General features: G+C 71.0%; 23 protein-coding genes, 4 tRNA genes, 1 other RNA gene and 2 pseudogenes. 17 read left to right on the top strand and 13 right to left on the bottom strand.

Annotated elements, in window-relative coordinates; genetic code table 11:
- Positions 1 to 47: 47 nt before the first annotated feature.
- Positions 48 to 725, top strand: a complete 678-nt coding sequence (locus tag ACZ5DS_RS27075; protein ID WP_468243260.1) for an ArsR/SmtB family transcription factor — start codon at positions 48 to 50, stop codon at positions 723 to 725.
- A 481-nt stretch (positions 726 to 1206) separates the two neighbouring features.
- Here ACZ5DS_RS27075 and ACZ5DS_RS27070 read toward each other — a convergent pair whose 3' ends face one another.
- The gene (locus tag ACZ5DS_RS27070; protein ID WP_468243258.1) at positions 1207 to 3633 is read right to left on the bottom strand and encodes a helicase-associated domain-containing protein; all 2427 of its coding nucleotides are present in this window, start codon (positions 3631 to 3633) and stop codon (positions 1207 to 1209) included.
- 227 nt (positions 3634 to 3860) lie between these two features.
- Between ACZ5DS_RS27070 and ACZ5DS_RS27065 the strand changes: the two genes are divergently transcribed.
- The gene (locus ACZ5DS_RS27065; protein ID WP_468243255.1) at positions 3861 to 4919 is read left to right on the top strand and encodes a zinc-dependent alcohol dehydrogenase family protein; all 1059 of its coding nucleotides are present in this window, start codon (positions 3861 to 3863) and stop codon (positions 4917 to 4919) included.
- A 115-nt stretch (positions 4920 to 5034) separates the two neighbouring features.
- On the opposite strand, the gene ACZ5DS_RS27060 is transcribed toward ACZ5DS_RS27065, so the two are convergent.
- A complete protein-coding gene (locus tag ACZ5DS_RS27060) occupies positions 5035 to 5460 on the bottom strand; it encodes a hypothetical protein (RefSeq protein WP_468243253.1) in 426 nt (141 codons plus the stop codon).
- Positions 5457 to 5735, bottom strand: coding sequence for a ribbon-helix-helix domain-containing protein (locus ACZ5DS_RS27055; protein ID WP_468243250.1), 279 nt, complete (start codon positions 5733 to 5735; stop codon positions 5457 to 5459). The genes ACZ5DS_RS27060 and ACZ5DS_RS27055 overlap by 4 nt, the downstream gene beginning before the upstream one ends.
- Positions 5736 to 5959: 224 nt before the next feature.
- Between ACZ5DS_RS27055 and ACZ5DS_RS27050 the strand changes: the two genes are divergently transcribed.
- Positions 5960 to 6160 (top strand): hypothetical protein, encoded by a 201-nt coding sequence (locus ACZ5DS_RS27050; RefSeq protein ID WP_468243248.1) that lies wholly within the window; start codon positions 5960 to 5962, stop codon positions 6158 to 6160.
- 189 nt (positions 6161 to 6349) lie between these two features.
- Here ACZ5DS_RS27050 and ACZ5DS_RS27045 read toward each other — a convergent pair.
- Positions 6350 to 6434: transfer RNA gene (locus ACZ5DS_RS27045), tRNA-Ser, on the bottom strand.
- A 98-nt stretch (positions 6435 to 6532) separates the two neighbouring features.
- Between ACZ5DS_RS27045 and ffs the strand changes: the two genes are divergently transcribed.
- From ffs to ACZ5DS_RS27015, 6 genes are all read left to right on the top strand, one after another.
- An RNA gene (gene ffs / locus ACZ5DS_RS27040) (signal recognition particle sRNA small type) lies at positions 6533 to 6627 on the top strand.
- 58 nt (positions 6628 to 6685) lie between these two features.
- Positions 6686 to 9031: a DNA polymerase III subunit gamma and tau gene (locus ACZ5DS_RS27035; protein WP_468243245.1), complete on the top strand. Its 2346-nt coding sequence runs from the start codon at positions 6686 to 6688 to the stop codon at positions 9029 to 9031.
- A 237-nt stretch (positions 9032 to 9268) separates the two neighbouring features.
- On the top strand, positions 9269 to 10564 hold the full coding sequence (gene purD, locus ACZ5DS_RS27030) for a phosphoribosylamine--glycine ligase (protein ID WP_468243243.1): 1296 nt from the start codon (positions 9269 to 9271) through the stop codon (positions 10562 to 10564).
- Positions 10565 to 10838: 274 nt separating this feature from the next.
- Positions 10839 to 12686, top strand: coding sequence for a hypothetical protein (locus ACZ5DS_RS27025; protein WP_468243241.1), 1848 nt, complete (start codon positions 10839 to 10841; stop codon positions 12684 to 12686).
- A gap of 210 nt (positions 12687 to 12896) precedes the next feature.
- The gene (locus ACZ5DS_RS27020; RefSeq protein ID WP_468243238.1) at positions 12897 to 14393 is read left to right on the top strand and encodes a N,N-dimethylformamidase beta subunit family domain-containing protein; all 1497 of its coding nucleotides are present in this window, start codon (positions 12897 to 12899) and stop codon (positions 14391 to 14393) included.
- Positions 14394 to 14506: 113 nt separating this feature from the next.
- The gene (locus tag ACZ5DS_RS27015; protein ID WP_468243236.1) at positions 14507 to 15406 is read left to right on the top strand and encodes a phosphoribosylaminoimidazolesuccinocarboxamide synthase; all 900 of its coding nucleotides are present in this window, start codon (positions 14507 to 14509) and stop codon (positions 15404 to 15406) included.
- A gap of 33 nt (positions 15407 to 15439) precedes the next feature.
- Here the strand turns inward: ACZ5DS_RS27015 and ACZ5DS_RS27010 are convergent.
- The 8 genes from ACZ5DS_RS27010 to ACZ5DS_RS26975 form a co-directional block, all read right to left on the bottom strand.
- Positions 15440 to 15515, bottom strand: a tRNA-Gly gene (locus tag ACZ5DS_RS27010).
- A gap of 23 nt (positions 15516 to 15538) precedes the next feature.
- Positions 15539 to 16153 carry a response regulator gene (locus tag ACZ5DS_RS27005; RefSeq protein ID WP_468243233.1) on the bottom strand — a complete coding sequence of 205 codons (615 nt, stop codon included), beginning with the start codon at positions 16151 to 16153 and terminating at the stop codon, positions 15539 to 15541.
- Positions 16150 to 17391: a sensor histidine kinase gene (locus ACZ5DS_RS27000; protein WP_468243230.1), complete on the bottom strand. Its 1242-nt coding sequence runs from the start codon at positions 17389 to 17391 to the stop codon at positions 16150 to 16152. The genes ACZ5DS_RS27005 and ACZ5DS_RS27000 overlap by 4 nt, the downstream gene beginning before the upstream one ends.
- A 14-nt stretch (positions 17392 to 17405) precedes the next feature.
- Positions 17406 to 18185, bottom strand: coding sequence for an ABC transporter permease (locus ACZ5DS_RS26995; protein WP_468243228.1), 780 nt, complete (start codon positions 18183 to 18185; stop codon positions 17406 to 17408).
- A complete protein-coding gene (locus ACZ5DS_RS26990) occupies positions 18182 to 19120 on the bottom strand; it encodes an ABC transporter ATP-binding protein (RefSeq protein WP_468243226.1) in 939 nt (312 codons plus the stop codon). Before ACZ5DS_RS26990 ends, ACZ5DS_RS26995 begins: the two co-directional genes overlap by 4 nt.
- A gap of 123 nt (positions 19121 to 19243) precedes the next feature.
- Positions 19244 to 19319: transfer RNA gene (locus ACZ5DS_RS26985), tRNA-Gly, on the bottom strand.
- A gap of 82 nt (positions 19320 to 19401) precedes the next feature.
- Positions 19402 to 19473: transfer RNA gene (locus tag ACZ5DS_RS26980), tRNA-Gly, on the bottom strand.
- Positions 19474 to 19627: 154 nt separating this feature from the next.
- Positions 19628 to 19945, bottom strand: coding sequence for a histone-like nucleoid-structuring protein Lsr2 (locus ACZ5DS_RS26975; RefSeq protein WP_031164632.1), 318 nt, complete (start codon positions 19943 to 19945; stop codon positions 19628 to 19630).
- A gap of 311 nt (positions 19946 to 20256) precedes the next feature.
- Here ACZ5DS_RS26975 and purS point away from each other — a divergent pair, with 311 nt between their 5' ends.
- The 3 genes from purS to purL are packed head-to-tail and all read left to right on the top strand — an operon-like array spanning position 20257 to position 23452.
- Entirely contained in the window at positions 20257 to 20520 is a 264-nt protein-coding gene (purS, locus tag ACZ5DS_RS26970; RefSeq protein ID WP_015659417.1) for a phosphoribosylformylglycinamidine synthase subunit PurS, read from the top strand.
- Entirely contained in the window at positions 20517 to 21197 is a 681-nt protein-coding gene (gene purQ, locus ACZ5DS_RS26965; RefSeq protein ID WP_468243222.1) for a phosphoribosylformylglycinamidine synthase subunit PurQ, read from the top strand. The genes purS and purQ overlap by 4 nt, the downstream gene beginning before the upstream one ends.
- Complete coding sequence (purL, locus tag ACZ5DS_RS26960; protein WP_468243221.1) at positions 21194 to 23452, top strand: phosphoribosylformylglycinamidine synthase subunit PurL; 2259 nt, start codon at positions 21194 to 21196, stop codon at positions 23450 to 23452. Before purQ ends, purL begins: the two co-directional genes overlap by 4 nt.
- A gap of 66 nt (positions 23453 to 23518) precedes the next feature.
- On the opposite strand, the gene ACZ5DS_RS26955 is transcribed toward purL, so the two are convergent.
- The gene (locus tag ACZ5DS_RS26955; RefSeq protein WP_468243220.1) at positions 23519 to 24082 is read right to left on the bottom strand and encodes a Uma2 family endonuclease; all 564 of its coding nucleotides are present in this window, start codon (positions 24080 to 24082) and stop codon (positions 23519 to 23521) included.
- Between the two features lie 175 nt (positions 24083 to 24257).
- On the opposite strand from ACZ5DS_RS26955, the pseudogene ACZ5DS_RS26950 reads away from it, so the two are divergent.
- From ACZ5DS_RS26950 to ACZ5DS_RS26930, 5 genes and pseudogenes are all read left to right on the top strand, one after another.
- Positions 24258 to 24392: pseudogene (locus tag ACZ5DS_RS26950) on the top strand (helix-turn-helix domain-containing protein); the annotation flags it as partial.
- Between the two features lie 6 nt (positions 24393 to 24398).
- Positions 24399 to 24950 carry a DUF5753 domain-containing protein gene (locus ACZ5DS_RS26945; protein ID WP_468243219.1) on the top strand — a complete coding sequence of 184 codons (552 nt, stop codon included), beginning with the start codon at positions 24399 to 24401 and terminating at the stop codon, positions 24948 to 24950.
- A gap of 98 nt (positions 24951 to 25048) precedes the next feature.
- Positions 25049 to 25250 (top strand): annotated as a pseudogene (locus ACZ5DS_RS26940) (DUF397 domain-containing protein).
- 34 nt (positions 25251 to 25284) lie between these two features.
- On the top strand, positions 25285 to 25584 hold the full coding sequence (locus ACZ5DS_RS26935) for a DUF6247 family protein (RefSeq protein WP_468243217.1): 300 nt from the start codon (positions 25285 to 25287) through the stop codon (positions 25582 to 25584).
- Entirely contained in the window at positions 25581 to 25877 is a 297-nt protein-coding gene (locus ACZ5DS_RS26930) for a hypothetical protein (RefSeq protein ID WP_468243215.1), read from the top strand. The genes ACZ5DS_RS26935 and ACZ5DS_RS26930 overlap by 4 nt, the downstream gene beginning before the upstream one ends.
- The last annotated feature ends 85 nt before the right edge of the window (positions 25878 to 25962 follow it).

Here is a 25962-nt window from a genome sequence, read left to right as displayed (position 1 = left end):
GGCGCCCGCCTTCCTCTACACTATTCCATGGATTTATGGAGGAAGCCATGGCGGGACACGGCACTGCCGGCACGAAGGCGCAGCTGTACGACGCGTTCGCGGCCAGCGGCAAGGCGCTGGCCAGCGGAAAGCGGCTGGAACTGCTCGATCTGCTGGCCCAGGGCGAGCGCACGGTCGACGCCCTGGCCAAGGCGTCGGGGCTGAACCTGACGACGGCCTCGGCGCATCTGCAGACCCTCAAGCAGGCCGGTTTCGTCGCCACCCGCCGCGAGGGCGTGCGCATCCACTACCGGCTCGCCGGCGAGGACGTCGCCCAGCTGTTCGCGCTGCTGCGCAAGGTCGCCGAGGCCCACCAGGCCGCCGTACCCGCGGCCCGGGACGCCTACCTCGGCGAGGACGGCGCGACGGAGGTCGGCCGTGAGGAACTGCGCGCCCGGGTGGCGGCCGGGGACGTGGTGGTGCTGGACGTACGGCCCGCGGAGGAGTACCGGGCCGGGCACATCCCGGGCGCGGTCTCGATCCCCGTCGAGGAACTGGCCGACCGGATCGACGAGTTGCCCGAGGAGACGGAGATCGTCGTGTACTGCCGCGGCGAGTACTGCGTGCTCGCCTACGACGCCGTACGGCTGCTGACCGACCGCGGACGCCGGGCGATCCGCCTCGACGACGGCATGCTGGAGTGGCGCCTGGCCGAACTGCCCGTAGACGCCGGGGACTTCGCATGAACGACGGCCTCACGCCAACCCCTGCGGGGCGGGTCGCGGCGTTGTGGCCCCGGTGGACCGGGCCCGGGGCGATGCTGCCGCATCCCGCACCTGACCGGCCGGACGCGTCCTGGCACAGCGCCGAACCGGGCGGCGCCGGACGAGACTGAGACTCCGTCGATCAGGGCAGCTAGGTGGCGGCGACCTTGGCGCCGAACCCGATCAGTACGACCCCGGTCACCCGGTCCATGGCGCGGCGCACACCGGGCCTCTCGAAGAACGCGCGCGCCTTGGCCAGCACCATCACCTAGCTCCCGAGCCAGACGACGGTGAGCGCCGCGTGCAGCAGAATCAGGAGTGCCATACCGGTGTGCGCCGACCATCCCGCCACCCGCACGCAACGGCCCGCTTCGTCACGACAGCCATGTCCGGCCCGGGAACCATGGTCAGCACGGCAAGCACACCGGCTGCAGCGAGGAACTGTACGACCATGGGCGCATTCTCATGCAGGCATGACGCTGTGGATGCGGGAGAGGGTGAAAACCCGCTCGGCGTCCCGAAGGTGGCACCAGGCTTCGAGGTACGGCGGGTCGAGCATGAGACGGCTGAGGGTGCGCACGGTCCGGTTGCCCGAGCTGGCGACGTACTCGACGGTGATGGCCTGACCGGCATCGATGGCATGGGCGAGCTGGCTGACGTCGCTGTACGGCAGGCGCTTCGCCCACCCTGCGACGATCTCCTCGGTGTCCGTGGCGAAGGGCACTCCTCCATCGAATGGCGCTGGTTCGGACGTCGGCGGGGCGGCCAGCAGTCGGGTCGCCAAGGTGTGCGGGTCGACGGCGACGGGCGCCGTCGCCGCGTTCCTGGCAGCGATCCGGCCGCCATCCCTCACGCCGGAGCCGCGCGGAGCCGGCACGGGAGCGGCCGCCCGCCGCGGCCGGGCCTTTTCGATGCGTACCGTGCCCTCGGCCGTCTCGGCGACAGGGGCGTATCCCTCTGCCCGGAGTGCGGCGAGAGTCGTGTCGAGCGGGCTGCGGCTGATCAGCACGGTTGGCGCCAGTTGTCGCAGTCCTAGCTCGGCCAGCCTGCGGTGGGCGGCGAGTTCGGCCAGGAGGGCGGGCTCGTCGCCGTGGAGGACGCAGGCGGCGGGGGCCAGGCGCACGCGCCCGTGGCCGCGTGCGGTGTCGGCGATCAGGTACGACAGCGGCTGTGGCAGTGGCCCGGCGGCGACAGCGGCCAGATCGGCTGTGATCTCCTCGGGGATACGCCCGGCGTCCAGAGCCCGGCGGATGCTGCCGGCGCTGAACCGCCACACCGATGCCGTGCCGCTGGTCTCCCGGTCGGCGACGGAGCCCAGGAGCGAGGCCAGTCGCGCGGACGGTGTGCCGGTGACGACGGCGGTGAGGTCGGCGCCGATCCGGGCCGTGGCGGTCGCCGAGGGCAGCAGTCGCCGGCACTCGATGTCCAGCGCCTCCGTGTCGCCGGTCCGCAGGTGGATGCCGAGGGCGGACAGGGCACCGCGCGCAAGTACGCCGAGGAGTTCGGCCTCACGGATCACGGCGGCGAACGGCGTTCCGTCCTGGGGCCATGAGTCGGCGAGCGGGCGGTGCCAGGCGATCAGGGGCCCCAGATCCGACGTGACCCTCACGCCCTGGCCTGGCGGGAGGTGTGCGGCTGCGGCGAGCAGCCCGTGGCGGGCCTGCACGCAGCCGTTGCAGGGCGGTGCGCCGACGAGGGCGGGGAGCGCCTTGTCGTCCTCGTCGCGCGCCCGGGTGGGGGTGAGCGACAGGTTCCGCCATGCCTGGAGCAGTACGGCGAACTGCTCCGGGGGTTCCTGTTCCGCCCAGGCGTCGTACGCCTCGGTAGGCACCACGCGATCGCCGTCCCGCCCCAGCAGGCCGACGGCGTACGCGGTCTCCAGGGTGAGGCGTACGACGGCGTCGTCGGCCTGGGCGGCCTTGCCGATCCGGGCCAGTTCACGCGCACCGACCCCGCCGGACTTCAGCCGGGCCGGCGCAGCCGTCGAGCAGGCCGACAGGACCGAGGCGGCACGGGCGGCGAACGCAGCGGCCGCGGCCGATGCCTCGCGGTCCACCTCCCTCGCGGTGACGGACGCCAATCCCGTGGAAGGCGGGGCGGGTTGGAACGGGGCGTGCCAGCCGGGCCCGCGCAGCGCGAGTGCCACCTCGGCAGGCATACGGGCCGGACCGTAGCGGTGACGGTCCTGGATCAGAAGTCCCCGTTCCAGTGCCCATGGAGCGCCCGGATCGAGGCCTGGGCCCGGATGCCCGAACATGAGGGACCGCGAGGGCTCTCCCCGCGCAGCCCCTGCCAGGCGTTCGAGCAGCTCCCGGGTCGCCGCAGGGGCCTTGGCGACCACCGAGGCGATCTGCTCAGGGTGGCTGTGGTGATTCACCAGTGCGGACAGGCGCTGCGCCTTGGTGCCCGGCGGCTTGACGCCCAGTGCCGCCAGCATGCCGCGCAGTTCGTCGGAGGTCGTGCCCGCGAGAAGATCCTCCAGCGGTGCATCCAGCCCCAGGGGCGAGTCCCACGCCTGCCGCAGCGGTTCGGCCATGCGGAGCCTGTCCGCGCCGTCCGGCCAGACCAGAGCATGATCGGCCAGTGCCTCCAGCACGGCCTCCAGTTCGCGGATGGCTTCGTCGTCCGCCGCTCCCAGCAGTTCCGCCAGGGCATCGCGCGATGCGGGCGCACCCGACGCCGCCAGCGCCTCGGCCACCTGGAGGTGCGGCAGCGCGAGCCGCGGCAGGACCAGTGCCACCGATCCCGGGCGCTGAAGACGGTCCGCCAGTTCCCCCACCGAGCGCGGCTCGGGAGAGGACACGGCGTCATGCCGCGTCCCGAGTACGCGTGCCAGACGAGAGCCGTCGAGGCTGCCCAGCCATGTCGCCAGCGTCGATGGGGACTTCATGCGGGGGCACCTCGTGAGACGAGACTAGGGAGCATCGCAGCGGGGCCGGAGCCCCGGCGCCCGGTTCCAGGATGGCGTATCCCCGTGATCCGCGGGTGCTTACGACAGGACAGCGCTCGCGAACGAGCGCAAGCTGGGAGGAGTGGAGGCGTGACACCTGGCGATCGATCAGGCGAGGCGAGCTTGGTCGGGTGCTGAGAGACGAAAGGTCACTCATGCCGCAATCCATGCGCGCGCTCGTAGCCGGAAAGGTCGGCGAGCCGAACGATGTCCTGCGGCTGGAATCCCGGCCTGTTCCCACGCCGGAAGCCGGCCAGGCGTTGATCCGTGTGAAGGCGACTCCGATTCACGCCAGCGACCTGCACGTGCTGCGCGGCCGCTACGGTTTCTCCCCCGAGTTCCCCACTGTCGGGGGCCACATGGAATGCGTGGGCCGTATTCAGGCCCTGGGCCCGGATACCGAGGGACTGAAGATCGGCGAGCGCGTGGTGGCCGTCGCTGTCCCGGCGGTACCCGGGCCGCGTGTGGCCGGCACCTGGCAGGAATACCTTGTCGCCGATACACACAGGCTTCTGCCGGTCCCCGATCGTCTGAGCGACTCCAGCGCCTGCCAACTCGCTGTCAATCCGTTGACCGCGCTGCTCCTGGTGACTCGCGAACTCGACGTACAGCCGGGAGATTGGTTGGTGCAGACGGCGGCGGGCTCCACCGTCGGCCGGCTCGTCATTCAGCTGGCCAGGCATCTGGGTATGCGCACGATCAATGTGGTGCGGCGGCGCGATGCCGTTGAGGAGATCAAGGCGCTCGGTGGCGATGAGGTCATCTGCACTGAGGACGAGGACCTGGTGCAGCGTGTGGCTGAGATTGCAGGACCGGCCGGCGTGCGCAAGGCCCTCGACTGTGTCGCGGGCCACGTAGGCGCACAGGTGTCCCAGGCATTGGCTCCGGGTGGAGAGGTCGTGGTCTACGGCGCGCTCTCCACCCACCGGCAGACCGACCCGGCGGCACTGACGATTCCGCTGCAGGCGCGCTCGGTCATCTACGAGACCAAAGTGGTCCGTGGCTTCTGGCTGAACCGCTGGTTCGGCACGGCCTCACCCGCGGATGCGCTGCGCACGCTGTCCGAGGTTCGCAGCCTCGTCGCTGATGACGTGCTGAGCATCCCCCAAGGCCGGCCGTTCCCGCTCGAACGCTTCACGGAAGCCATCTCGTTCGCCGAAACACCCGCTCATGGCGGCAAGCCACTCTTCGTCTTCGAAGATGGCCGGGACGGAGACGACAAGTAGGCATACAGGTCGCGTCGGCCTCCGCGGTTGTCCAGGCCCGTAAGGGCCAGTGGTGGAGGGCCGGCTCGATCTTTCTTCCCATGAATGAGACCAGAACCGAGACTAGGGCGCCGGGTCATACCTTCTTGACGACGATGGTGTCCGGTAGGAGCTTCTCCAGATCGTCTACGTCCGAGGTGAAGACGGTGACCTGCCCCTTCTGCTGGCGTGCGATGACAGCGAGCACGGCATCGATCGCGTACGTGTGACCGTGCAGTTTGGCGTCGGCCAGGAGACGCCGGGCCTGGCGGGCCTCGTCCTTTCCGATGTCGGCGACCTTGAGCCGGGAGAGCACCCAGTCCCAGCGCTGTTCGGTGGTTCTGCCGTCGTACGCCTCGACGAGCGTCATGGGAGATGTCACCACCTCGGCCTCACCCCCGGCCGCGAGGTCGAGCCAGGCGATCATCTTGCGGTCGCCGCGCACGGCCAGGGACAGGGCTTCGCAGTCGAGTACGAAGACGCGCAGTGGCTGCTGCCTGTGCTCACCGGCGCGCTTCTTCACGCCGCCTCTCCGGCATCGGGTCCTCCGGCGGTGCGGCGGCGTTCGTGCTCGGCGTCGAGATCGTCCAGTTCCGCGAGGGCTGCCGCGCGCTCGTCCTCGGTAACCGGTCCGTGTTCCTCCTGCAGCCAGTCGACCAGCTCCAGTAGCCGGTCCCGATCGCGCTTGAACCGCAGCGCTTCGGCTACATACGCCGAAAGGCCCCGCTCAGCCGCGTCGGCGCGGATCTCGTCGAGGAGATCTTCGGGGATCGTCACCGTGACTTTTTTCGTCGCCATACAAGGGACCATACTCCTGGTGTAAGCACCCTTACCGGGATCGTTGAACCAGTCGGGCTCAGGATGCGGAAGGTTGATCCCGCAGTCCTCCCCACCGTTGATCGCTGGGCCACATCGTTTCACTCGGTCACCCGGTGTCGTTGCCTCGGGTTCGGAGCTGGTGCCCGAGGGCGCGCGCATGGCGACTGTCGCAGTGGCTGGCCGAGCCCATGCCCCTACGAAAGGTGGCAGATCTCCTCGGCGTCGATGCGGCGAAGGCGTCTGGGCTGGTGAGGGCGGGCCGTTTCCCCTGCCGTGTCACGAAGGTGAAGGGAAAGTACGTAGCCTTTCCTGCCGATGTGATGGTGGCCATGGGGATCGATGATCCGATCGTGCGGACCGGCGACCTGCTGGCCGGAGCCGAGTTCGCGAGGCGATGGGACTGACGACCGGTCGCCAGTAGCTGAGCGCAACGTCAGAGGGGCCGGGCCGCGCATCTGCGCCCGCGTCCGACATGGAACGGGCTGGTAGGGCGGATTCCGTAATAAATGAGACTGCAACTGAGGCCAAGGCATGCCAAGAACCCCGGCCGCCTAAGCGGTCCGGGGTCCTGGTTTCGCCTGTTCAGGCGGCTGCGGAGGATACGAGATTCGAACTCGTGAGGGGTTGCCCCCAACACGCTTTCCAAGCGTGCGCCCTAGGCCTCTAGGCGAATCCTCCGCCGGAAACATTACATGACCGAGGGGAGTGCTCGCGAACTCGTTCCCGCAGGCCTGCATCGGGTGCAGCCCGCGGGTCGCGATCGGGTACTGTTGGGCGCAGCCCCTCACGCGGCGCTATCTGACTGAACTCCCCCAGGGCCGGAAGGCAGCAAGGGTAGGTCGGCTCTGGCGGGTGCGTGGGGGGCCCTTGTGTTTCCCGGGGGCTGCGGGCGGAGCCCGTTGTCAGTGGGCGCCTATAACCTCGTATGCGTGTCGTCTCTCGCGCTGTACCGCCGCTATCGCCCGGAGACCTTTGCCGAGGTCATCGGGCAGGAGCATGTCACCGACCCGCTGCAGCAGGCGCTGCGGAACAACCGGGTCAATCACGCGTACCTGTTCAGCGGGCCGCGCGGGTGTGGCAAGACGACCAGCGCGCGGATTCTGGCGCGATGCCTGAACTGTGAGCAAGGTCCCACCCCGACGCCCTGCGGGGAGTGCCAGTCGTGCCGGGACCTCGCCAGGAACGGGCCTGGGTCCATCGACGTCATCGAGATCGACGCGGCCTCCCACGGTGGTGTGGACGACGCCCGTGAGCTGCGCGAGAAGGCCTTCTTCGGCCCCGCCGGCAGCCGCTACAAGATCTACATCATCGACGAGGCCCACATGGTCACGTCGGCCGGCTTCAACGCGCTGCTGAAGGTCGTCGAGGAGCCGCCGGAGCACCTCAAGTTCATCTTCGCCACCACCGAGCCCGAGAAGGTCATCGGGACCATCCGGTCGCGTACCCATCACTATCCGTTCCGGCTCGTGCCTCCGGGGACGCTGCGCGACTACCTCGCCGAGGTGTGCGGGCGGGAGAACATCCCTGTCGAGGAGGGTGTGCTTCCGCTCGTCGTGCGGGCCGGCGCCGGCTCCGTGCGTGACTCCATGTCCGTCATGGACCAGCTCCTCGCCGGTGCGCGGGAAGAGGGTGTGACCTATGCCATGGCCACCTCCCTCCTCGGGTACACCGACGGGTCCCTGCTCGACTCCGTCGTGGAGGCCTTCGCCACCGGTGACGGGGCCGCCGCCTTCGAGGTCGTCGACCGGGTCATCGAGGGCGGCAACGACCCGCGTCGCTTCGTCGCCGATCTGCTGGAGCGGCTGCGGGACCTGGTGATCCTCGCCGCCGTGCCCGACGCGGTGGAGAAGGGGCTCATCGACGCCCCGGCCGACGTCCTGGAGCGGATGCAGGCCCAGGCCGGCACCTTCGGCGCCGCCGAGCTCAGCCGCGCCGCCGACCTCGTCAACGGGGGCCTCACCGAGATGCGCGGCGCCACCTCGCCCCGCCTCCAGCTCGAACTCATCTGCGCACGCGTCCTGCTCCCCGCCGCCTACCGAGACGAGCGGTCCGTCATGGCCCGCCTCGACCGTCTCGAGCGCGGCGTCAACTTCGCGGGCGGGGGCGGTGCGCCCGCCATGGGGTACGTACCCGGGCCCGAGGCTCACGCGGGCATGGCCCAGGCGGGTGCGCCGGTCGCGCCTGGTGGCGGGCCTGCCGCCGCTCGTGCGGCCGTACGAGCCTCGGGTGCGCAGAGCGGCCCGGGTGGTCCGGGTGGTCCTGGCAGCGCTGGTGGTGCTGCTGGCGGGGTGCCTACGGCTCCTGCGCCTATCGGGGTGCCTACGGCTCCTGAGCCTGCTCCTACGCCGACTCCGGCCCCTGCGCCGGCTCCGGCCCCTGCGCCGACTCCGGTGCCCCCTGCCCCGGCAACCCCGGCAACCCCTGCAACCCCCGCAGCCCAAGCCCCCGCCCCCGGCGCCTGGCCCACCGCAGCCCCCGCCGGCGGCGGTCGCCGCCCCGGTGGCTGGCCCACGGCCGCGGGTGCTCCGGGGGGCGCCCAGCCGGGCCCGGCTCCGGCCCAGCCCCAGCCCCAGCCCCAGGCAGCCCCTGCCTCCGCGGCACCCCCGGCCACGGCCCAGGCACCGGCCGCCCCCGCCGGCGGTCTCGACCCCCGCATGCTCTGGCCGAACATCCTGGAGGCCGTCAAGAACCGCCGCCGCTTCACCTGGATCCTGCTCAGCCAGAACGCCCAGGTGGCCGGATTCGACGGCACCACCCTCCAGCTCGGTTTCGTCAACGCCGGTGCCCGCGACAACTTCGCGAGCAGCGGCAGCGAGGACGTGCTGCGGCAGGCGCTGGCCGAGCAGTTCAACGTGCAGTGGAAGATCGAGGCGATCGTCGACCCCTCGGGCGGCTCCGCGCTCCCGCCGTCCGGCGGCTCCCCGGGCTTCGGTGGAGGCGGAACCGGAAGCGTGGGCGCAAGCGGAGCCGGCGGCGCGGGTTACGGCGGTGCGCCCGCCGGCGGTGGCTACGGCGCCCCCGCGGCCCCTCGTCCGGCCGCACCCCAGCAGACTCCCGCACCCGCTGCCTCCCAGGGCGGCGCACCGGCTGCCGCGGTACCGGCCACCGCTGCCCCGCAGCCCGCCACCCGTGCGCCCGAGCCGCCCCCCGTCGCCCCCGAGGACGACATCCCCGAGGACGACGACCCGGATCTGGACGAGTCGGCCCTGTCCGGCCACGAACTGATCGTGCGGGAGCTGGGCGCGACGGTGGTGGAGGAGTTCTCCAACGAGTGACGTCCGCCGGCCGAACCAGCCCGGTCAGCCACATCAGCTCGGCCGGTAGAACCAGCCCGTCCGGCGTTTGAGGACAAGGCCCGTCCAGGGCCGATGGCGAGGGCCCGGGGGCGGCAGCCCCCAGTGCCCGCCCGCACCAGCACCCCGCACCCACAACACCCCGCACCCGCGCTTCGTAGGAACGCACAGCTTCCCCGGCTCCCGACCTTCGGCGACCTTGCCAGTAGGCTGAACCCCGTGAAGGTCCTCGTCATCGGCAGCGGCGCCCGCGAACACGCCCTGTGCCGCTCCCTGTCCCTCGACCCCGACGTCACCGCGCTCCACTGCGCCCCCGGCAACGCCGGCATCGCCGAGGTCGCCGAGCTGCACCAGGTCGACGCGCTCGACGGCACGGCCGTGGCCGGGCTGGCCCGCGACCTCGGTGCCGACCTCGTCGTCGTCGGTCCGGAGGCCCCGCTGGTCGCCGGTGTGGCCGACGTCGTGCGCGAGGCGGGCATCCCGGTGTTCGGCCCCTCCCGGGAGGCCGCGCAACTGGAGGGGTCCAAGGCCTTCGCCAAGGACGTGATGGCGGCGGCCGGTGTGCCGACCGCGCGGTCGTACGTCTGCACCACGGAGGAAGAGGTCGCCGAGGCCCTCGACGCCTTCGGTGCCCCCTACGTCGTCAAGGACGACGGCCTGGCCGCCGGCAAGGGTGTCGTCGTCACGCGCGACCTGGAGGCCGCCAAGGCGCACGCGGCCGGGTGCGAGCGCGTGGTCATCGAGGAGTTCCTCGACGGGCCCGAGGTGTCCCTGTTCGCCGTCACCGACGGCCGTACCGTCGTCCCGCTCCAGCCCGCCCAGGACTTCAAGCGCGCCCTGGACGGCGACGAGGGCCCGAACACGGGCGGCATGGGCGCGTACTCGCCGCTGCCCTGGGCCGACCCGAAGCTGGTCGACGAGGTGCTGGAGACGGTGCTCCAGCCGACCGTCGACGAGATGCTCCGCCGGGGGGCGCCCTTCTCCGGCCTGCTCTACGCCGGGCTCGCGATCACCTCGCGCGGTGTCCGGGTCATCGAGTTCAACGCCCGCTTCGGCGACCCCGAGACCCAGGTCGTGCTGGCCCGCCTGACGACCCCGCTGGCCGGTGTCCTGCTCGCCGCGGCGAACGGCACCCTCGACGACCTGGAGCCCCTGCGCTGGAGCGAGGACGCGGCCGTCACCGTGGTCGTGGCCTCGCACAACTACCCCGGCACCCCGCGCACCGGCGACCCCATCACCGGTCTGGACGAGGTGGCCGCCGAGGACGCCCCGCACGCCTACGTCCTGCACGCCGGGACCAAGCGGGACGGCGATGCGATCGTCAGCGCGGGCGGCCGGGTGCTGTCCGTCACGGCGACCGGCACGGACCTGGCCGAGGCCCGCGCGCGGGCGTACCGGGCGGTGGCCCGTGTCCGCCTCGACGGCTCCCAGCACCGCACGGACATCGCGGCGAAGGTTGCGGGCGCGACGGATGCCACGGACACCGCGGCGGCCGCGGGGGCGGCGGAGGCGTAGAACCGCCGGTCGCGCGCATCCCGAACCCACCCAGGCCCCGGACGACAATCCGGGGCCTGATCTTTGCTGTCTGTCACCCACCTCTGACCAAAGCCATTCCATCGAGTGAGCAATCGCCCATCCGGCTGACGGGGGCCAGGGCCCCAACTAGGGTGCGGCGCAAGCATTCCGGCACTTGGCCCATCGGCATTGCGATGTCGGTGGCGGGTGCCACAGTGGGGGAGTGAGCAACGCCAGGACAGCAACGGATCCGCAGAGGGGGTGAGGTCCGCTCGTGATCGGAATCGGTGTGGAGGTGGGCGCGCAGGCAGCGCGCTCGCGGGCCTTGGCCGTGCTGCGTATCCGGGGCCGGGCGCTGGCCGTGGCTCTGCTGCCGACGGCCGCCGAGGTGATCCTGCTGGCCGGCGGTTCCACCGGCCATCTCACCGGCCCGGGCTGGGACGTCGCCCGCTGGGTCGTGGGCGTGCCGGCCGTGCTCGTGCTGCTGGCCGCCGCCGGTATCGCCCTGGTCGTGGCCCGTGCCCGGCCCGCGGTGAGCCCCACGGTCGCGATCCCGGAGGGCTCCGCCCCGGACCTGTACCGGCTGGTGCGCGACCTCGCCGACCGCCTGGACGTCCCCGCACCCTCGGCCATAGCGCTCACCCCGGACTGCGACAGCTGGCTGGAGGACCGCACCCACCCGGCCCACGGCCCGCCCCCGCGGCCGGCGGACGACGAGCTGGCGGGCCCCGGATCCGGCTTCGGCGCCCACCGCCGTGCCGTCACCGCTCCGGTTCTCGTCATCGGCTCCCCGTTCCTGTGGTGGATGCGCGTCGGCGAGCTGCGCGCGGTCCTCGCCCCGGTCGTCGCCGGTACGGGGCCCTCCGCGCAGCCGGACATAGCCGCGGCCCGCCGCTTCGTGCGCGGTCTGGACGCGACGGTCGCCGTGGCCTCGACGTCCGGGCGCTGCCGGCTGACCCGGGGTGTGTGCGCGGCCCTCGGCTGGGTGGCCCGGCTGCTGCTGCGCTGCTGCCGCGAGCACGCGACCCAGATGGAGCGCGGGGTCGCCGCGGCGGCGGCCGAGCGCGCGCAGGCCGTGGACTACGGACTGCGGATCGTGGCCCAGGAGCAGGTCGGCCTCGCCTACGCGGGCTGGGACCGCCTGCTGACCAGGGTGGCGCTGCCCGCCTGGCGGATGGGCCGCTGGCCCGCCCGGCTGGACGCGGGCGTCGTGGCCGCGCTCACCGAGCTGTCCCGGCGCGACCGGCTGGCCGAGGGCTTCGCCTCCCGCCTCGGCGAGCGCCCCGCCTGTGACCTTCTGGAGGAGCCCGGCGTGGTGGACGAGGCCGCCTCCCTGCTCGCCGCCCGCCTCTTCCACGGCGGCCCGGCGGAGTGCGGCCCGGACTGGGCACCGGTGGACTGGCAGGCGTATCCGGAGGAGGTCGTCGACCGCACCTGGCGCGCCGACGCGGCCCGGCTGCACCGCGTCCTGGACTCGCTGGGCGTCCGCCCCGCCCCCGGCACCCGTGAGCCCGACGGCCCCACGCTGGCCCGAGTCCTGGACCACCTCGCCGAGCCGGCCACAGAAACAGCCATACCGAAAGCCACGCAAGCCGCCGACGGTGAGAACACCCCCCAGGCGCCACCCGCACCCGACCACGCAAGCTGCACGGGTCGTGCGGGTGGGGACGGCATACCCGCCGAAGGCGAAGCCGAGGCGGAACTGGCTGCCGACGACCCCGGCACAGCACGCAGCGCAGCCCTGGCGGCCAGCCTCACCGCGGAGCTGGCCCGCGAGGAGGTCCGCACGCCGAGAGGCGCGACCGCCGCCGGCCGGGCCCCCGACAGCGCCCTGTGGGAGGACGGCGCGCTGCCCCTGGTCCCGCTCCAACCCCCTCGCACCGCCCGCGAGCTGCTCGTCGACCACGTCACGGCGATGGTGTGCTGCGCGGCCGTCGACACGGCGGGCGCGGCCCCGGCCCTCGACTGGCTGGACGGCCCCTCCCTGCTGCTGGGCGGCGAGCGGGCCGCCGACCTCTCGCCGAAGGTGCTCAGCCTGATCGAGGAGGGAGACCCGGGCCCGCTGCGCGACTGGCTGGCCGCGTCAGGGATACGACCGGAGAAGCCGGTGCGGCTCGTCTGAGACCGGCCACCTCCACGCGCCGTGGCCCTGGGCGTCGTAGCGGAGAACCGTCTTCCAGTTCAGGTCAATTCGCAACGAATAGTGACCGAGCCCGTGCGTTATGTGATGTGCTGGGACCGACCGCGCACATGGCAAAGGCATGCGACATACGACAGCACGACCGAGCACCACCGCCAGAGCGACACGGGGGTATGAGGGAGGGGAGCGACCATGGCCTCGGACCACATCCGCCGCTGGGAGTCCGGAGCACTCGCGCACGCCGTCACGGACCCCTTCGGCCAGGGCCCTGTCCCCTGGCTGCGCGGCAGTGAGACCTACTTCGACGACACGGGACACGTCGTGCCCTGGTACGTCGACCCGGCCCCGCAGCAGCCGGCGGGCGAGCGGCCGCGGGTGCCCGCGCCGCGTGCGTCCGGCACCGGCCCCCGCGCGGCCGACGACGTGCACCGCCAGATCAAGGGCTTCACCGCCACCGGGGCGGTCGCGCCCGGCGAGGCGATCGACTTCCACATCACGGTCGACCCGCCGCAGCAGTTCAGCGTGGACGTCTACCGGATCGGCCACTACGGCGGCGACGGCGCCGCCAAGATCACCACGAGTCCCCGGCTGTCCGGCATCGTGCAGCCCCCGCCGCTGGCCGCCGACCGTACGGTCTCCTGTCACCACTGGTGGCTGTCCTGGCGCCTCCAGGTGCCCTCCTACTGGAACGTCGGCGCCTATGTGGCCGTCCTCACCACCGTCGACGGCTACCGCTCCCACGTGCCCTTCACGGTCCGCGACGACCGCCCCGCCGACCTGCTCCTGCTGCTGCCGGACATCACCTGGCAGGCGTACAACCTCTACCCGGAGGACGGCCGCACCGGCGCCAGCCTCTACCACGCCTGGGACGAGAAGGGCCGGCTGCTCGGCGAGGCGGACGCGGCAACGACGGTCTCCTTCGACCGCCCGTACGCGGGCGCGGGCCTGCCCCTGCACGTCGGTCACGCCTACGACGTCATCCGCTGGGCCGAGCGCTACGGCTACGACCTCGCCTACGCCGACGCCCGCGATCTGCACGCCGGCCGCATCGACCCCACCCGCTACCGGGGCCTGGTCTTCCCGGGCCACGACGAGTACTGGTCGGTGTCGATGCGCCGCGCCGTCGAGGACGCCCGCGACCGCGGCACCTCGCTGGTCTTCCTCTCCGCCAACACCATGTACTGGCAGGTGGAGCTGGGCCCCTCCCCGTCCGGCGTCCCCGACCGGCTGCTGACCTGCCGCAAGCGCAAGGGCCCCGGCCGTCCGGTGCTGTGGCGCGAGATCGACCGCCCCGAGCAGCAGCTGGTCGGCATCCAGTACGCGGGCCGGGTCCCGGAGCCGCACCCGCTGATCGTCCGCAACGCGGGGCACTGGCTGTGGGACGCGACCGGCGCCCACGAGGGCGACGAGATCGAAGGCCTGGTCGCAGGCGAGGCGGACCGCTACTTCCCGCGCACCCCGCTGCCCGAGCACGAGGAGCGCATCCTGCTCGCCCACTCCCCCTACACCGACAACGACGGCGCCCTGCGCCACCAGGAGACCTCCCTGTACCGCGCCCCCTCCGGCGCCTGGGTGTTCGCCTCCGGCACCTTCGCCTGGTCCCCGTCCCTGGACCGCCCCGGCCATGTGGACCCCCGCATCCAGCGGGCCACGGCGAACCTGCTGGACCGCATCTGCAAACGCGACTGACGCCCGGCAGCCCGGCACCGCCCTCCGGCAGACCGCCACCGCCCCCCTGGCCGAAACCGATCGCCCGCATAAGGGAGAATCGAGGCACTTGGACAGAACCACGGGGAGGAACCGTGTCCGGATTCGTAGAAAAGCCCGAGCCGATCCAGGTTCCGGGCCTGGTGCACCTGCACACCGGAAAGGTGCGCGAGCTGTACCAGAACGAGGCGGGCGACCTCGTGATGGTCGCCAGCGACCGCATGTCCGCCTACGACTGGGTGCTGCCCACGGAGATCCCCGACAAGGGCCGCGTCCTCACCCAGCTCTCGCTGTGGTGGTTCGACCAGCTGCGCGACCTCGCCCCCCACCACGTGATCAGCACCGAGCTGCCCGAGGGCGCCCCCGCCGACTGGGCGGGCCGCACGCTGGTCTGCAAGTCCCTGCAGATGGTCCCGGTCGAGTGCGTGGCCCGCGGCTACCTCACCGGCTCGGGCCTGGTCGAGTACAACGAGTCCCGGACGGTCTGCGGCCTCGCCCTCCCCGAAGGCCTGGTCGACGGCTCGGAACTGCCCGGCCCGATCTTCACCCCGGCCACCAAGGCCGCGGTCGGCGAGCACGACGAGAACGTCTCCTACGAGGAGGTCGCCCGCCAGGTCGGTGCCGAGACCGCGGCCCAGCTGCGCCAGACCACCCTCGCCGTGTACTCCCGCGCCCGGGACATCGCCCGCGACCGGGGGATCATCCTGGCCGACACCAAGTTCGAGTTCGGCTACGACGGTGACACGCTCGTCCTCGCCGACGAGGTCCTCACCCCGGACTCCTCCCGCTTCTGGCCGGCCGACCAGTGGCAGCCGGGCCGCGCGCAGCCGTCGTACGACAAGCAGTACGTCCGTGACTGGCTGACCTCGGCGGAGTCCGGCTGGGACAGGAAGAGCGAGCAGCCCCCGCCGCCGCTGCCGCAGCAGGTCGTGGAGGCGACCCGGCAGAAGTACGTGGAGGCGTACGAGCGTCTGACCGGCACCAGCTGGGCGTAACGCAAAAGGCCCCCGGGGAACCGGGGGCCTTGCTGGAGCGGACGACGAGGCTCGAACTCGCGACCTCAACCTTGGCAAGGTTGCGCTCTACCAACTGAGCTACGTCCGCGTTGCGCCGTGGCGCGAGAGCAACTATACCCAACCTCGCTCGCGTGCGAGACGCACTGCCGCATGACGGTTCTCCGCGCCGAGCTTCGTGACGGCCGAGGAGAGGTAGTTCCGCACGGTTCCCGGCGACAGCGCGGCCCGCTCGGCGATCTCCGCGACCGGTGCGCCGTCGGCCGCCAGCTCCAGCACCTCGGCCTCCCGCGCGGTCAGCGGGGAGTCCCCGGCGGAGATCGCGTCGGCGGCCAACTCCGGGTCGACGTAACGGTTTCCCGCATGCACGGTCCGGATGATCTCGGCGAGCCGCTGGGCGCTGACCGTCTTCGGGACGAACCCCCGCACGCCCGCCGCGAGCGCCCGTTTCAGATGCCCGGGCCGCCCGTGACCGGTGACGATCAGCACCTGACAGCCGGGCAGTTCGGCGCGCAGAGATGTGGCGACCTTCACACCGTCGGCGCCGGGCATCTGGAGATCGAGGACGGCCACATCGGGCGCGTGCGAGCGGGCCATGGCCAAAGCTTCGGGCCCGCTCGCCGCCTCCGCGACGACCAGCAGGTCATCCTCGAGGGACAGCAGGGCGGCCAGTGCGCCCCGGATCAGATGCTCGTCGTCGGCGAGCAACAGCCGTACCGGCGATCTCATCGCGTCACTCCACTCACACTCGTCAAGGGCACCTCCGCCACCAACCGGAACCCGTCCTCCCCGACGGTCCCCGCCTTCAGCGTGCCGTCGACCGCGGCCAGCCGCTCCCGCAGTCCGGCGAGTCCGGAACCCCCACCCCCGTCGGGGGTTCCGGACGCCCCGTCGTTCTCCACCGTGAGCACCACATGCCTCTCAAGCACCTGCAGTGCCACGGTGCACCGCCCGGCATCCCCGTGCCGCAGCACGTTCGTGGTGGCCTCCCGCACCACCCAGCCGAGCGCGGACTGCACCTCGGCAGGCAGCCCCGCGGCCTCCGCGCGGACCTCGCAGTCGATCCCGGCGGCCGCCAGCACGCCCTGCGCACCGGCGAGTTCGACGGCGAGGTCCGCCTCCCGGTAGCCGCGTACGACCTCTCGCACCTCCCGCTGCGAATCCTGGGCGATGCGCTGCACCTCGATCATCTGCTCCACGGCCTCCGGCCGCCCCCGCCGGGCCAGTTGCACGGCCAGCTCACTCTTCAGGGAGATCACCGAGAGGTTCCGCCCCAGAACGTCGTGCAGGTCCCGCCCGAACCGCAGCCGCTCCTCGGCGACGGCGAGCCGGGCCTCGATCTCCCGCGCGCGTTCCGCCTCCCAGACCACGGCGAGGGTCCAGGCGCCGCAGCGGGCGGCCATCACGGAGAAGGCGGAGCAGAAGGCGATCACCGCACCCGTGGCGAAGGCGCCGAGACCGCTGGGGCGCCCGATCGCGACGGCGGCCGTGATCAGTGCCGCGAGGGCCGCGCTCCGGCGCAGGAACACCTTGATGGGCACGGTGAACGCGTACGGCAGTCCGAACGGCACCAGCACGGCCCCGATCATGAACCGGATGCCGAGCGGATCGCTCCCGCCGACCGCAGTGAGCGCCACGATCAGCGCGAGCGCCAGGCCGAGCAGGACGGCGGGAGCGCGCATGGCACGCGACGGCAGTTCGGTGCGCCCGAGGTAGTGGTCGACCGTGGGCCGCAGGACCCGGTGTGCGGCCACGCACTGCAGCAGGTCCACGACGGCCAGCAGCCAGCCGAGCGCCATCGGCACGGGCCGCCGCTCGACCCCGCTCAGGAGCGGCAGGAGCAGCCAGGTGAGCGGGAACGTCCAGACGGTGGCGTGCCAGGTGACCATCGACTGCAGCTCGACCCGTTCGGCCTTGCTCCGCTCCCCCCAGTGACGCTGCTGCCACTGCCGTATCCGCTCCAGCATGTGCTCCCCCGTGCTCAGCGCCGCGGCTCCCACCGGAACCACCGCCGTACAGCAAACACCGCCACGACGATCCAGGCCAGCGCGGTCGCGAGCGTGCCCAGCGCCTCGTAGGCGCTCAACTGGCCGGTCCAGCCCGCGCGGACCAGCCGGATCGCGGGGGAGAGCGGGAGGAGTTCGCAGACGGAGGCGAGCCGGTCGGGCAGGACCTCGGTGGGGATCGCGATGCCGGAGCCGATCATCGAGAAGAACACCAGCGGCAGCGCGGTGACCTGTCCGCTTTCGGTGGTTCGGGTGAAGGACGCGGTGAGCGCGGCCAGCGCGGCGCTCAGGACGAGCCCCGCCGCCAGCCCCAGCACCGTCAGGTACGGGGCCTTGGGCGCCCCGGTGTCCAGCAGCACCGCGCAGCCGGCGCACAGCAGCAGGGCCTGGGCGAGGCCGAGTCCGACGGCCGGCAGGGCGGTGCCGGTGAGGATCTCGGCGTCCGAGAGTTCGCCGGTGCGCAGCCGCTTGAGGACGAGTTCCTCGCGGCGGGCGACGTAGGCGTTCACCAGGGAGGTGTAGACGGCGAACAGGAAGGAGAAGCCGATCGCGGCCGTCATCATCACCGCGCCGGCGCTCAGCCCCTCCTTCTTCAGATCGATCTGGTCGATGGCCGGCCGCACGCTGAACGGCAGGGCGAGCGGGACGACCAGGGCGGTGAACACGACACCGCGGTTGCGGCCGAGGAGGGCGAGTTCGGCGCGGGCCAGGGCGCGCAGCCGGCGGCCCGCCGGTGCCCAGGTGACGCTGCTCATGCCATGACCTCCTGCTGCTGCGCGATCCCGAGGAACGCCTCCTCCAGCGAGGCCGAGCGCACATCGAGGCCGTGCAGCTCGACCCCGGCCCGCTGGGCCCAGACCAGCACCCCGGTGGCGGTCCGCTGTAGCTCCCGGGTGCGCAGCCGTACGACCCGGCCGTCGAGCTCGTGCCCGCACACGCCCAGGTCGGCGAGGGGCGGCAGATCGCCGAGGAAGTAGCCCTCGGGCAGGGCGAAGGACATCCGGGCGGGCCGGCCCGCGGTGACCTCGGCGGGGGTGCCGGAGGCGGCGATGCGCCCCTCGTGCAGGATGGCGAGCCGGTCGGCGAGGCCTTCCGCCTCCTCCAGGTAGTGCGTGGTGAGCAGCACGGTGGTGCCGGCGTCCCGCAGGCTGCGCACCAACTGCCAGGTGTCCCGGCGGCCTTCGGCGTCCAGCCCGCTGGTCGGTTCGTCCAGGAAGAGCACCTCGGGGTCGCCGAGCAGCGCGAGCGCCAGGTCCAGGCGCCGGCGCTCCCCGCCGGACAGCTGCTTGACCCGCACGCCGGTCTTCCCGGCGAGGCCGACCAGGCCCAGCGCCTCGGACTCGGGCCGGGCCCCGCTGGTGCAGCCCGCCCACATCCGGGCGGTCTCGGCGACGGTCAGGTCGGAGGGGAAGCCGCCCTCCTGGAGCATGACTCCGGTGCGCGGGCGTACGGCGGCCCGCTCGCGGTAGGGGTCGTGGCCGAGGACCCGGACCCGGCCCCCGGCCGGTGCCGCGAGCCCTTCCAGCAGCTCGACCGTCGACGTCTTGCCCGCACCGTTGGTGCCCAGCAGCGCGAAGATCTCCCCGCGGGCCACGGAGAAGGTGATTCCGCGTACGGCCTCGAACCCGCCCCCGTAGACACGCCGGAGGTCTGTGACCTCGATCACGTGCTCGTGTTCGTTGGTGTTCATGCCTTCAGCGTCCCGGCGGGCGGGCCGGAACAGCAGTGCGCGGTGTCATCACTCGGCATGACAAATGTCAGGCGGACGCTCGCGGGGGATGAAAAAACCCCGGTCGTATGACCGGGGCTTCTCTGGAGCGGACGACGAGGCTCGAACTCGCGACCTCAACCTTGGCAAGGTTGCGCTCTACCAACTGAGCTACGTCCGCACTGCCCCCGACCGGCTCCCACCGATCGGTGCGAGCACCAGCCTACCTGATCCACAGGAGTGGTCGTGACGACCGGTGCCAGAGCGGGTGACAGGAATTGCACACTGCGCCTTCCCCCTGGAAGGGGGATGTTCTGCTACTGAACTACACCCGCACGGTCCGTGGGATCCGGCCTTCCGGCCTCGCCCCTCGGCGTGTCCCAGACATTAGCTGATCAGCAGGGGGGTAGCGCAAGTCGGGGCGCCGCGGCCAAGTGCACGGCCCTCAGGGCCCGCTGACGGACCCTGAGGACTGCCCCTTCGCGGGCCTCACTGCGCGGCGCTGAACGCCTCGTAGACCTTCTTCGGGATGCGTCCGCGCGCCGGCACGTCCATCTTGTTCGCCTGGGCCCAGGCGCGGACGGCCGCCGGATCGGGGGCGACCTCCGTCTGCTTGTACGCCTTGCCGGACCGCGAGCGCTTGCGGCCTGCCTCCACGTAGGGCGCGAGCGCCTTGCGCAGTTTCTTGGCGTTGGTTTCGTTCAGGTCGATCTCGTACGACTTGCCGTCGAGTCCGAAGGCGATCGTTTCCGCCGCTTCCGAGCCGTCGATGTCGTCAAAGAGAGTGACCACGACCTTTTGCGCCACGAATATCGGTCCCTTCGTGCGGCACGTCGATACAGCTCATCGGCGATGACGTGCCGAGTATCGGCTATTGCCAATTCATTTGTACAGTGCCCGGCAATGCAATGTGAAGCCCGACTAAATCCGTCCGCGTGTCCCCGTGCAATAGGGGTCGCGGGCGGACCTGTGGAACTTTCCCAGAACTTTTCGTGAGGGCTCCCGCTCGTCACCCGATCGTGATGCGCCTCACGTAGTTTCCTACAACTCTACTCGCGTAGAAATTTTGTGCGGGTAGTCTGAAGGAACCTGCTCAGCACCACACACCGGGAGTGCCAGTGGCACGCGTCGTAGTCGACGTCATGCTCAAGCCGGAGATCCTCGACCCCCAGGGCCAGGCGGTCCAGCGTGCGCTGCCGCGCCTGGGTTTCGAAGGGATCTCGGACGTACGTCAGGGAAAGCGCTTCGAACTGGAAGTTGACGGGCCGGTTGACGAGGCCGCGCTCGCCCGCATCCACGATCTTGCGGAATCCTTCCTCGCCAACACCGTGATCGAGGACTTCACCGTCAAGGTGGAGGAAGTCGCGGAGGCCGCGAAGTGACCGCTCGTATTGGCGTCGTCACTTTCCCGGGGAGTCTCGACGACCGGGACACCCAGCGCGCGATCCGCCTCGCGGGTGCCGAACCGGTCGCCCTCTGGCACAAGGACAAGGATCTGAAGCAGGTCGACGCCGTGGTGCTGCCCGGCGGCTTCTCCTACGGGGACTATCTGCGGGCCGGGGCCATCTCCCGGTTCTCGCCGGTGATGGAGACCGTCATCGAGCAGGCGAAGGCCGGACTTCCGGTCCTCGGTATCTGCAACGGCTTCCAGGTCCTCACCGAGGCCCACCTCCTCCCGGGCGGGATGCTCGGCAACGACCACCTCCACTTCATCTGCCGCGACCAGAAGCTGCGGGTGGAGAACGCGGGGACCGCCTGGACGAGCGACTACCGCGAGGGCCAGGAGATCCACATCCCGCTGAAGAACATGGACGGCCGGTACGTCGCCGACGAGTACACGCTCGACAAGCTGGAGGCGGAGGGCCGGGTGGTCTTCCGCTACCTGGACTTCAATCCGAACGGCTCGCTGCGGGACATCGCCGGCATCACCAACGAGGCCGGGAACGTCGTAGGCCTCATGCCGCACCCGGAGCACGCCGTGGAGCCGCTCATCGGCACCGGCCGCACCGACGGCCTCCCCTTCTTCACCTCGATCCTCAAGAAGCTGGTGGGCGCATGAGCCGGACGCCTCTGGACACGGTCGAGCACGCGGCCGCGACCCCCGACGTCGAGCTGCCCTGGGCCGAACTCGGTCTGAAGAAGGACGAGTACGAGCGGGTGGTGGAGATCCTCGGCCGCCGCCCGACCGGCGCCGAGCTCGCCATGTACTCGGTCATGTGGTCCGAGCACTGCTCGTACAAGTCCTCCAAGGTCCATCTGCGCCAGTTCGGCGAGAAGGCCCCGCAGAGCGACGCGCTGCTCGTCGGCATCGGCGAGAACGCGGGCGTGGTCGACGTCGGTCAGGGCTACGCCGTGACCTTCAAGGTCGAGTCGCACAACCACCCGTCGTACGTGGAGCCCTACCAGGGCGCGGCCACGGGCGTCGGCGGCATCGTCCGCGACATCATCGCGATGGGCGCGCGCCCGGTCGCGGTCGTGGACCCGCTGCGCTTCGGCGCGCCCGACCACCCGGACACCAAGCGCGTCCTGCCGGGTGTGGTCGCCGGCATCGGCGGCTACGGCAACTGCCTGGGTCTGCCCAACATCGGCGGTGAGGTCGTCTTCGACGCCTGCTACCAGGGCAATCCGCTGGTCAACGCCGGTGCCATCGGTGTGATGCGGCACGAGGACATCCACCTCGCCAAGGCCTCCGGCGCGGGCAACAAGGTCATCCTGTACGGCGCCCGGACCGGCGGTGACGGCATCGGCGGTGCGTCGATCCTCGCCTCCGAGACCTTCGACGACGCCAAGCCGTCGAAGCGCCCGGCCGTCCAGGTCGGCGACCCCTTCCAGGAGAAGCTCCTCATCGAGTGCACCCTGGAGGCCTTCCGGGAGAAGCTGGTCGTCGGCATCCAGGACCTGGGTGCGGCGGGCCTGTCCTGCGCCACCTCGGAGCTCGCCTCCAACGGCTCCGGCGGCATGACCGTCGTACTCGACGACGTGCCGCTGCGTGACTCCACGCTCTCGCCCGAGGAGATCCTCATGAGCGAGTCGCAGGAGCGCATGTGCGCCGTGGTCGAGCCGGAGAAGGTCGACCGCTTCCTGGAGATCTGCGAGAAGTGGGACGTCATCGCCACGGTCATCGGCGAGGTCACCGACGGCGACCGCCTCGAGATCTTCTGGCACGGCGAGAAGATCGTCGACGTCGACCCGAGCACGGTGGCCCACGCCGGCCCGGTCTACGAGCGCCCGTACGCCCGCCCGGACTGGCAGGACGCCCTCCAGGCCGACGACGCGAACAAGCTGCCCCGGCCCGCTTCGAGCGAGGAGCTGAAGGGCCAGGTCCTGCAGCTGGTGGGATCCCCCAACCAGGCCTCCAAGAAGTGGATCACCTCGCAGTACGACCACTTCGTGCAGGGCAACACCGTCCTCGCCCAGCCCGAGGACTCCGGCATGATCCGCGTGGACGAGGAGACCGGCCTCGGCGTCGCGATCGCCACGGACGGCAACGGCCGCTACGCCAAGCTGGACCCGTACACGGGCGCCCAGCTGGCCCTGGCCGAGGCCTACCGGAACGTGGCGACGACGGGCGCCAAGCCGCTCGCCGTCTCCGACTGCCTGAACTTCGGCTCCCCCGAGGACCCGGCGGTGATGTGGCAGTTCGCGGAGGCCGTGCGCGGTCTGGCGGACGCCTGCCAGCAGCTCGGCACCCCGGTGACCGGCGGCAACGTCTCCCTCTACAACCAGACGGGCGAGGTGGCCATCCACCCGACGCCGGTGGTCGCCGTCCTCGGTGTCATCGACGACGTCGCCCGCCGCACCCCGGTCGCCTTCCAGGAGGAGGGCCAGCTGATCTACCTCCTCGGCGACACCCGTGAGGAGTTCGGCGGCTCGGCCTGGTCCCAGGTGGTCCACGACCACCTCGGCGGTCTGCCCCCGGCCGTGGACCTGGAGCGGGAGCGGCTGCTGGCCGAGATCCTGATCTCCGCCTCCCGCGACGGCATGATCGACTCCGCGCACGACCTGTCCGACGGCGGTCTGGTCCAGGCGGTCGTGGAGTCGGCGCTGCTCGGCGGCAAGGGCGCGCGTCTGGTCGTACCGGACGGGCTCGACGCCTTCACGTTCCTCTTCTCCGAGTCGGCAGGGCGCGCGATCGTCGCCGTGCCGCGCTCGGAGGAGGTCCGCTTCAACGACATGTGCGGGGCGCGGGGTCTTCCGGCGGTTCGCATCGGTGTCGTGGACGGTGAATCGGTGGAGATCCAGGGTGAGTTCGAGCTGACCCTGGAGGAGCTGCGCAAGGCGCACGAGGAGACGATCCCGGCGCTGCTGGCGTAGGCACACCTGCTGAAGGCCCCGCCCGGATGATGGTTTCCGGGCGGGGCCTCGTCGTCTGGGCCGGGCTCAGCGGACGTAGTTCTTGAGGATCTCCGTGTCGAGCTCGATGTTCATCGGGCCGGGGACGCACACCTTCTCGCCGAACTTCGCGGTCTCGATGGTGCGGTAGCCGCCGACCTGCCGGTCCGGGTTGCTGTGCACCATGACCGTGCAGGAGTCCCGGTCGATCAGGAGGTACAGGGGGATTCCGGCCTGCCCGTATGCAGTCGGCTTCTCGTGCCGGTCCCGTCGGTCGGTGTCCGAGTCGTACGAGGTGATCTCGACGACCATAAGGGCGCCGTCCGGGTCGGCCCACTCGCCGTGTCCCGCGAAGTGGGCCTCGGGTACGAGCACCGCATCCGGCTTCGCCCGGCCCTCTCGATACGCATCGACCCGGAGCCCTCGGCCCTGATACAGGTCCAGGTCGGGCCTGGCCTGCATACAGCGCCGGGCCAGCCAGGTCACGATGGTGCTGCGGCTTCCGTCCGCCGCCCTCTTGACCCCGATCCGCCCGCTGATGAACTCCAGCGTGACGGTCTCGGGAGAGGCGGAGGCGATCGTTTCGAACTCCTCCACCGACATCTGAGGCATGCTGCACCCCCTCCAGGCGAGGCCAGTGTTGTCCGGGCCAGGCGATGCGGGGCGGGTTTCGCCACCGATCACACGCACGGGTGATTGCCCCTGCTGTGTCATGTGCGCCGCCTGGACCTGCCGCAGATGACGTGCGGCCAGGGCCGCCGAGCAGGAGGACGGCACGGGCAGGGGGCTGACGAGGGCGCAGGCGGTCAAAGGGACCAGCGTCTCGGAGTCGACGCTGCACCGGGTCGAGAAGGGGCTGACCAGCCTTCCCAAGGCGCAGGAACTCAAGGAACTGCTCGACCGGTATGGCGTCACGAACCCGGATGACGTGGATTTCCTGCTGGACATCCACAAGAACTCGCTGAACCGGAGCTGGTGGTCGCCGTACCGCCTCTTCATGCCCTCAGGTTTCAATCTGAGCGTGGGTCTTGAGGGTGACGCCAAGACCCTCCGGGTCTATCAACCGGACGTGATGTTCGGGCTGTTCCAGACCGCAGCGTACGCACGGGCCATGTTCGAGAGCGCCAAGCCGGTCGATGAGCGCAACACCGAGTTCGTCGAGCGGAACATCGAGATCCGGATGAGGCGCAAAGAGGCCATCACACGCAGCGACCGCCCGGTGGAGATCCACGCGATCCTCGAAGAGGCCGTCTTGCGACGCGTGTACGGCGGCCCGGAGGTGATGCGGGAGCAGTACGAGCACCTGGCGGAACTGGCTGCACTGGAGCATGTCACCGTGCAGATCCTGCCGATGGGCCAGCCCGTCTACCGGTGCCACCAGAACTTCATCCTCATGGAGTTCGGTCCACCGCTGCCCACCGTGGTGAGCGTCGATGGCTTCAGCTCGGTGAACGTCACGGACAAGGACACGGAGATCTGAGCTTACCGGCGCAGGTTCGACGCCATGCGCGCCGAAGCCGGCGGGCCGCGACAGACAGCCGATTTCCTGAAGCGAGCAGCACGAGAGTTGGAACAGTCATGAACGCCCTTGAGGCAGCATGGTTCAAGTCGTCCTACAGCGACCAGACGGGCGGCAGTTGCGTTGAGGTCGCCAACCTCACCCACCCACACCCTGGTAGCCGTCCGCGACTCCAAGCACCCGAACGGCCCCACCCTCCTCCTCCCGCCGGAGGTATTTACCGCGTTCGTCGAACACGTGGGGCGTGGCCAACTTCCGTAGCATCACTCGTACGCCCACCTCAAGGAGCACGACGATGAGTGCGCAGTACGCCGAAACACCCCCCGGGCACCACCCTCCGGTGCCCCTGAAGACCATCGGCGACATCCGGGCCGCCCTGCGTCAGGGGCGCGGCTTCCCCGGCGACAAGGAAGACTTCGAAGCCGACCTCGCGCGCGCTCTGGACGCGTCCACAGAGACCGACCTCTCCGCCGTCGCTGAGGTCATCGTCGACTATCGGGGCCGCATTCGCCTGTACTCGGCCCCCGGCTTCGACGACGCGCTACAGGAAGGGCTCGACCTCATCGCCGAGATCAAGAGGGGCTCTCAGGAGTGACGCACGTCATTGCCGTGATCACGGCCTCGGCGGCCAAGCGTCTCCAGACGCTGGGCCCCGCCGCGCAACAAGCCGTCGAGGCCCTGCGGCAGGAGCTTGAGATCAATCCCCGCCTCGGCGTGCTCCGCGTCTCCGGGCGGGACGGCCAGCAGGTGTACAAGACGCGGCTCGAACCCCGCGATGCCATGCCGGGGCTCGCCGTGGCGTACGTATACGCGCCGCAGCCGCACCCACCGGCCGTCGCGATCATCACCGTCACTCCCGATGACACAGAGGGCCACCCGTGGGACTGATCAAGGCCGGATAACCTTCGCGAGTAGTGCGCGAACGCGCCCGGCAGGCCTCGGCGGCATTCCAGAGGGACACCACGAACACATC

This window comes from Streptomyces sp. NPDC031100 (assembly GCF_055570785.1).
Note: the sequence above shows the minus strand (reverse complement) of the source record. Positions and strands in the feature narration are given on the sequence as shown.